This is a genomic window from Klebsiella sp. MS 92-3 (assembly GCF_000195655.1).
In the GTDB taxonomy this organism is placed as follows: domain Bacteria; phylum Pseudomonadota; class Gammaproteobacteria; order Enterobacterales; family Enterobacteriaceae; genus Klebsiella; species Klebsiella pneumoniae.
The window spans coordinates 98,222-102,349 of sequence record NZ_GL882839.1 but is presented as its reverse complement, the minus strand read 5'-3'; the positions used below and the strand labels follow the sequence as shown (position 1 = coordinate 102,349).

4 protein-coding genes and 1 pseudogene are annotated in these 4,128 nt (G+C 60.9%); 1 reads left to right on the top strand and 4 read right to left on the bottom strand.

What is annotated here, in order from left to right; genetic code table 11:
* Positions 1–14: 14 nt before the first annotated feature.
* Positions 15–833: a polyphosphate kinase 2 gene (gene ppk2 / locus HMPREF9538_RS06885; protein ID WP_004180084.1), complete on the bottom strand. Its 819-nt coding sequence runs from the start codon at positions 831–833 to the stop codon at positions 15–17.
* A gap of 67 nt (positions 834–900) precedes the next feature.
* Positions 901–1,341: a VOC family protein gene (locus tag HMPREF9538_RS06890; protein ID WP_004176000.1), complete on the bottom strand. Its 441-nt coding sequence runs from the start codon at positions 1,339–1,341 to the stop codon at positions 901–903.
* A gap of 264 nt (positions 1,342–1,605) precedes the next feature.
* Here HMPREF9538_RS06890 and araJ point away from each other — a divergent pair, with 264 nt between their 5' ends.
* The gene (gene araJ, locus HMPREF9538_RS06895) at positions 1,606–2,760 is read left to right on the top strand and encodes an MFS transporter AraJ (protein ID WP_004189866.1); all 1,155 of its coding nucleotides are present in this window, start codon (positions 1,606–1,608) and stop codon (positions 2,758–2,760) included.
* Between the two features lie 6 nt (positions 2,761–2,766).
* Here the strand turns inward: araJ and HMPREF9538_RS06900 are convergent, their stop codons facing one another.
* Positions 2,767–3,858, bottom strand: a complete 1,092-nt coding sequence (locus HMPREF9538_RS06900) for an alkylhydroperoxidase domain protein (RefSeq protein ID WP_009485862.1) — start codon at positions 3,856–3,858, stop codon at positions 2,767–2,769.
* A gap of 9 nt (positions 3,859–3,867) precedes the next feature.
* Positions 3,868–4,128, bottom strand: a pseudogene (locus tag HMPREF9538_RS30375) (putative FMN-dependent luciferase-like monooxygenase); the annotation flags it as partial.

The following is a 4,128-nucleotide window of genomic DNA, read 5'->3' as shown; positions in this document are numbered from 1 at the left end:
GCGACGGGAAATAATCAAAACTTCTCTGGAATGAAGCGGAAAGGAAAATTAGTCTGTTTCATTTTGCCAATTTTGCGCTTCGGCAGCGTCACAGGCTCCACCGGTAAAGCTTCATAGGGGATCTGCGACAGCAGATGGGTGATGATATTCAGACGCACGCGCTTTTTATCCTCTGAGCGGGCGACGAACCACGGCGCCCAGGCGGTATCGGTGGCGGCGAACATGGCGTCGCGGGCAGCGGTATATTCATCCCAGCGGTTGAAAGACTTAATGTCCATCGGCGAGAGCTTCCAGATTTTACGCCCGTCGTCGATGCGATCCCGCAGACGGCGCTCCTGCTCCTGCGGAGAGACCTCCAGCCAGTACTTGAGCAGAATAATGCCCGATTCGACCATGCCGCGCTCCACCATCGGCGCGCCGTCGAGGAACTTCTGCACCTCCTCCGGCGTACAAAAGCCCATCACCCGTTCGACGCCGGCGCGGTTATACCAGCTGCGATCGAAAATCACGATTTCGCCGGCCGCCGGGAGATGCTTGATATAGCGCTGAAAGTAAAGCTGGCTTTTTTCGCGCTCGGTGGGCGAGGGTAAGGCGACGACTCGGAAGATACGCGGGCTGACGCGCTCGGTGATGGCCTTAATGGTGCCGCCTTTCCCGGCGCCGTCCCGGCCTTCAAAGACAATGCACACTTTCAGTCCCTTGTGCACTACCCAGCGCTGCAGTTTCACCAGCTCAACGTGGAGTTTGCGCAGCGCTTTCTCGTACGCTTTGTTGTCGAGCGGCGCGATTTTTGCCGCCGTGTCGACCGGATTACCGCTTTTCTTGTTGCCCATCGCCATGCTCCGTGTTGCCGAGGTATCCCTTTGAAGTGTAATCCTCCCCCGGCGAGGCGGTGGAAAATTATTCGCCGGGTTTTCCCGCCAGGATGACTTCCAGTCCCACCCGCTGCCCCCACGACAGCTCCAGGGTGTTACCGTCCGGGTCGGCAAAGAAAGCGAAATAGCCCACCGGATCGCCCAGCTGCTCCGGCTCCCGGCGTAAAACACCTTCCCGCCGTGCGAGGGCCACTTTCTCATCGATCTCGGCCTGGGTGGCGCAGGCGACGCCGAGGTGGCCGAACGGTCCCAGCGGCGTATCGGCCGGATCGTCACTTTGCACCAGCACCAGGGCGAAAGGCCGGGTGCGGTCGCTGAGCCATGCCACTTTGCGCGCCGAGGGAAGGTCGGGCTCGCGCTGGTGTATGACGGTCATCGCGGTATAGCGGGTATAAAAATCGATGCTGCTGGCCAGACAGCGGACGGTAAAGGCGACATGAGTAAAACCGACATCAACACTATGCATGGATAATTCTCCCAAGGTGAACGATGTTTTGACTTTACAACCTCAAGTTAACTTGAGATCAATGAGGTGTTTATCTCTTTGAGCTCACTGATTTTGATAGGGGATTGTTACTGCGAAACCACGCCGCCGGTATGCCACGCGGCTGGGGAACATGAACGAATCAGGCTGTTGTATGGAGGAAACTGCCGTCGGGCGTTTTTAGCTGGTGTGTCGGGGCGGGATGGTAAATAATGCCGGCCGGCTCTCAATACCCCTATAAGATGTATGAAAAAAACAATCTTTTCACTGGCGCTGGGCACCTTTGGACTTGGCATGGCGGAGTTTGGCATTATGGGCGTGCTGCCGGATATGGCGCACGATGTCGGAATATCCATTCCCGCCGCCGGCAATATGATTGCCTGGTATGCCTTCGGCGTGGTGATCGGCGCGCCGATCATGGCGCTGCTCTCCAGCCGGTTTTCCCTGAAATCGGTGATGCTGTTCCTGGCTGGCCTGTGTATTCTCGGCAATACCCTGTTTACCTTCTCCAGTAGCTACGCCATGCTGGCGCTTGGCCGGCTGGTTTCCGGGTTTCCCCACGGGGCGTTCTTTGGCGTCGGCGCGATTATCCTGTCGAAAATCGCGCCCCCGGGGAAGGTGACCGCCGCGGTGGCGGGGATGATTGGCGGCATGACGATCGCTAACCTGGTGGGCGTCCCGGGCGGCACCTGGCTTGGGCATCACTTCAGCTGGCGCTATACCTTTGCGCTTATCGCGGTATTTAACGTGGCGGTATTTCTGGCGATCTTCTGCTGGGTGCCCACGCTTTATGACCGGGCCAGCACGCGGCTGCGCGAGCAGTTCCGTTTTCTTGCCTCCCCGGCGCCGTGGCTGATTTTCGCCGCCACCATGTTCGGTAACGCCGGCGTGTTTGCCTGGTTCAGCTATATCAAGCCCTTTATGCTCAACGTCTCCGGCTTTGCTGAAAGCAAGATGATGCTGATTATGATGCTGGCGGGGCTGGGAATGGTGGTCGGCAATCTGTTCAGCGGCAAAATTTCCGGGCGCTACAGCCCGCTGCGCATTGCGGCCATGACCGACGGGGTCATTGCCGTGACGCTGCTGCTGATCTTTGCCTTCGGTGAACAGAAAGTCGCTTCGCTGGCGCTGGCGTTTATCTGCTGCGCGGGACTATTCGCCCTGTCAGCGCCGCTGCAGATCCTGCTGCTGCAGAACGCCAAAGGCGGCGAGATGCTGGGGGCGGCCGGGGGACAGATCGCCTTTAACCTCGGCAGCGCCATCGGCGCCTTCTGCGGCGGAATGATGATCGCCCAGGGCTTTGGCTGGAACAGCGTGGCGCTCCCCGCCGCCGCGCTGTCGTTTCTGGCGATGAGCGCCTTGCTCATCTATGGCTGTCATCAGCGGCGACAAGCTTACTAACGACGCCTACTCACGCCAGGGTTCGCCCAGGGTAAGCATCAGGCGGTTGGCCCAGGCGAAAAAGGCCGCGGACTGCAGCAGATCCAGCTGGGCCAGAGTATCTAAGCCCTGCTCATCAAGCGCCGCCAGATGATCGGCGTTTAACGCGGGTGGCGTCACCGATAGCGCGGCGGCGGCGTCGATTTCCGCCTGCCAGCGCGGCGATTGCCCATCGCGTAGATCCTCTCCCGGCGTCACCGCCAGCAGCGTGTCGACGGCGGTCTCGTCCTTCGCCAGCTGCGCCGCTTTGCGGGCATGCACCGAGGCGCAGTAGATACAGCCGTTGATTTTACTGGCGACCGTGGCGGCCAGCTCGCGTTCGGCGCGCGGCAATCCTCCCGCGGTATAGAAAATGCCCCTATCGGTCAGGGTCCGCTGCTCCAGCACCGGCTGGTTGCGCGCCAGCAGGCGAAAGTAGGGGGAGTCGCTATGGCCATATTTGGCCAGAATCGCCTGTTCTTCAGCGTTGAATTCCTCCAGCGGTTTATCGGCCAGCCAGGGTTCCCAGTGCAGCTCGTCGCGGGTGAAGCGAACCGGGGCCGCTTTGCCGCTCTGCGCGTACGGGGTGGTATGCCAGTATCCGGCGACCAGCGGCGTATCTGCGCTGACGATGGGCTTATGGTTGAGCGCCCGCAGGCCCAGCAGCAGTCGGCTCTGGAAGCTGACAAAGGCTACCAGCTGCGCCAGGGTGACGATGCCCCGCAGGCTCCAGCCCGCGCCGGTTAAGGTGTGCAGCGCGCAGGGAGTGGCTTCAACGGGGGTGAAGGTGAGCAGGCGGGCAAAGGCCAGCGCCGGGACCAGACGATCGGTGGTCGGATCGGCGAGGCCGAAACCGGCATAGTGCGCCGCCAGCGCGTCCGCCTGGTGCAGTTTTGCCACCTTCGCGGCCACCGCGAAGCGTTCATCAAGAGGAAAGTCAGCGTCCTGCTGGCGGAACAGCACTTCATAACTTCCCTGGGCGTGACGGGTGGCGGCATCGCGGACGGCGCGCGCCTGATCGAGCGGGGAACCGGGGGCGATCTCCGCCAGTTCGGCCAGAATATCCTGACTCAGCGTCATGGGGACTCCTTATCTGATGTGGGGGGCAATATGCTGAGCGATCAGCTCAATGGAACGCAGCGTATCCCGGTGCGAAGGCTCGACCGAGTGCACCTGAAACGAAATATCGGTGGCGCGGGCCAGCACGCTGTCCTGCGCCAGGGAGGCAATAACATGCTCAGGATCGCCAACGTGGGCATCCAGCTGTTGCAGATAGTCGGTGACACTGTCACCTTCTATCGTATGACCCGCCGCCCGGTGCTGAGTCGCCTGCTTGCGCAGACCGGGCTC